The 3110-nt window shown below is 75.9% G+C and carries 1 protein-coding gene and 1 pseudogene; both read right to left on the minus strand.

Going from position 1 to position 3110, the window contains the following annotated elements; genetic code table 11:
- Positions 1 to 2650 (minus strand): ATP-binding protein (locus tag E1300_RS48690; protein ID WP_131764034.1); only part of this gene is annotated, 2650 nt, incomplete at its 3' end.
- 66 nt (positions 2651 to 2716) lie between these two features.
- A pseudogene (locus E1300_RS51085) lies at positions 2717 to 3110 on the minus strand (shikimate dehydrogenase); the annotation flags it as partial.

Consider the following 3110-nt stretch of genomic DNA (forward strand, 5'->3'; position numbering starts at 1 on the left):
AGCGCGCGGCCGTGTCGTGGGCGCCCGCCGCGGCGGCGCGCCGCTCGGCCTCCAGGAGCGCGTGGCGGGCCTGCCGCGCGACGTCGCTCGACAACTGCGGCGCGTTGAGGAGCACCAGTTGCCGGTAGTGGTGGACGAGCAGGCCGGCCTCGTCCGCGGGCAGCGTGCCGATCCAGGCGACGGCGCTCCGGTGCTTGGCGATCCGCTGGCTGCGCGGCAACTGGGCGTGCGCGACCTCGCGGACGAGCGGCTGCCGGAACGCGTACCCCGGCTCCCGGGCCGGGTCCACGGTACGGCGGCGGACGAGGAAGTCCTTGCGCTCCAGGCCGCGCAGGAGCTCGGCCGCCTCCTCGGCGGGGCGGCCGGAGAGGGCCGCGACCCCCTCCGGGCGCAGCCCGTCCTGGAAGAAGGTGGCGTCCCGCAGGACGGCCCGCTCGGGGAGCGGGAGCGTGTCGATCCGGGCGGCGATGAGGGCCCGGAGGCGCGCGGGAATGGAGAAGACGCCGTCGAAGGCGCCGTCGTACGCCTCGTCGGCGTGCTCGCGGGAGGCCCGGGCGTACTCCTCGGCATGCCGCGGGTTGCCGCCGACGAGGCTGAGTAAGACGCCCTCGGCGGGGCCGAGCAGGAGCTCGGCCGCCTCCTCGGCGGGCAGAGGGTCGAGGGTGAGCGTGACGACGTCGCGCCTGCCGCACCCCCAGCGCGCCCGCCGCTGCCGTAGCTCGGGCCGGGCCGTCACCACGATCAGGAGCGGCACCTGGTCGAGCCGCTCGGTCAGGTCCTCGATCTCGTCCAGGAGGGCGCCGGGGGCCCGGTGCAGGTCCTCCAGGACGACCGTCACGGGCCCGTCCATCGCGAGGTCGGTGAGGGTGCGCCGCCAGACGGCCGCGCCGGCCTGCACGGGCAGGCGTTCGAGCTGCCGGGCCGCGTCCGCGCCGCCCGGCCGGGACCGGAGCGCGTCGGCGAGCGCCGCGAGGGCGCCGCCCCCGTAGGGCGGGGTGCGCCCGATGAGCACGGGCTCCGGAAGAGCGGCGGCGAACTCGGCGACCAGGCGGCTCTTGCCGATGCCGGGCTCGCCGAGGACGGTCACCAGGTGCGGCCGCTGCCTGCGGTGCACGTCGCCGAGCACCCCGCGCAGCACCTCCAGGTCGCGATCGCGCCCGATCAGCGGCGCACCGTGCCCCGCGGCCGGGGGTACCGGGACGGGCGGCGGCGCGGTGAGCTGCCGGCCCGCCGAGGCGCGGAGGGCACCGGCCGCGCCGTCCTCGCCCGCCGGGAGCCCGAGGGCGCGGGCGGTCACGTGGCAGACCCGGACACCGCCGGGCCGGGTGTGCGCGAGCAACTGCTCGGCGGCGTGCGGGACGGTCCCCGACAGCTGCGCGGGCGCGGCGTCGTTCTCGTCCCGGTAGCTCGCGAGGACCTCGCCGGTCGCGACCGCGAACTGGACGCCGAGGAACTCCAGGACCGAGTCCGCCAGCCGTTCGCGGACGGCGAAGGCCATGTGGACGGCGCGTTCCGGGTCGTCCTCGTGCGACCGCGGGAAGCCGAACACGACCGACCGCACCGACCCCAGCGTCTCGCGGACGAGCCCGCCGAAGCGCCGGGCCTCCTCGGCGACGACGCGGGCGAGCTCGTTCAGGGTCTCGTCCACGCACTCCGAGTCGCCGAACACTACGTCCACACGAGTGCGCACGAGCAGGACGCTCGCCCGCTTGCGCTCCGCGACGGGACGTTCGGCGCTCACCGGATCTCCGCCGCCGTCTCCGGGCACGGTACGTCCGGACCCGTCGTGCGGCGGACGGTCGGGCGGCCCCACGGAGGCCTGCCCGGCCGCGCTCTCAGCGGCTCCCGTCTCGGGGCGCGCGGCGCCGTCCGCCGCGCCTCCGGGGACGGTCTGCCGGGGAAGGGCCAGCCCGGGGTGGTGGTTGAGGATGTCGCGTTCCAGTCGCCGCAGCTCAGGGGCCGGGTCGAGCCCGAAGCCGTCCCGGAGGATGTCGCGCAGATGGTGGTAGACGGCCAGCGCCTCGGGCTGCCGCCCGCAGCGGTAGAGCGCCAGCATCAGCAGGCCGCACAGCCGCTCGCGCGCGGGCTCCTCGTCGACGAGCGACGTCATCTCGCCGATCAGCGCGTGGTGGCGGCCGAGCGCGAGCTCGGCCTCCAGGCAGTCCTCCAGCGCGGCCAGCCGCGTCTCCTCCAGCATCGTGAGCTCCGGCCACGCGGTGCCGGTCTCGGTCACGTCGGCCATCGCGGGGCCGCGCCAGAGCGCGAGCGCCTCCCGTAGCCGCCGGGCGGCGGGCTCCCAGGCCTCCGCCCGGAAGTCGGCCCGGCCGCGGTCGACCAGTTCGTGGAACCGGGTCGCGTCGATCAGCTCGGGATCGACGCGGAGCAGGTAGCCGGGCGGCACGGTGGCGAGGGTGACCGAGCCGTCGGCGGGCAGCGCCCGCCGCACTCCGGCGACGGCGTTCTGCACCATCTTGCGCGCGGTGGGCGGGACGGGTTCGTCCCACAGGGCGCGGATGAGGTCGCTGGTGGACACCACGGTGTTGGCGTGCAGCAGCAGGAAGCCCAGCGCCGCGCGCTGGTTGACCCCTCCGAGCGGGACGGGCCGGCCGTCCCGCAGCACCTCAAGCGGACCAAGCAGGCTGAATCGCAAGGGGGTCCCCCTGTCGACCGTCTCAACTGTTGAGGTATTTCATACTAATTCTATCGGCAATCCCTGTTAAGGAGAAGCCGGTCGGCGGTCCAGATGGAAGAAGTCGGCGTAGCACTCCAGCTGGTGGTCGAGCGTGTGGTCTCCGTGATGGACGGTGAGCCCCAGCTCGGACGCGGTGCGCAGCAGCCGCGTCTCCGCCGGTCGCATGATGATATCCGCGACCACGCCGCCCGCGCGGAGTCCGGACGGATCGAACGGCAGCGGATCGCCGGGCCGCAGCCCGAGCGGCGTGGCGTTGACCGCGACGTCCGCGTCCGCGAGCCGCGGTACCGCCGAACCGGTGACGCGGCCGGGCCACCTCCCGGCGAGGCGGCGGACCAGGGCGTCCAGGCGCCCGGGGTCGGTGTCGCAGACCGCCAGCCGCGCCGCGCCGCCCTCCAGCAGCGCCGCCGCGAGCGCG

Origin of the sequence: Actinomadura fibrosa, from assembly GCF_900659615.1 — a bacterium.
GTDB classification, from domain to species: Bacteria; Actinomycetota; Actinomycetes; order Streptosporangiales; family Streptosporangiaceae; genus Spirillospora; species Spirillospora fibrosa.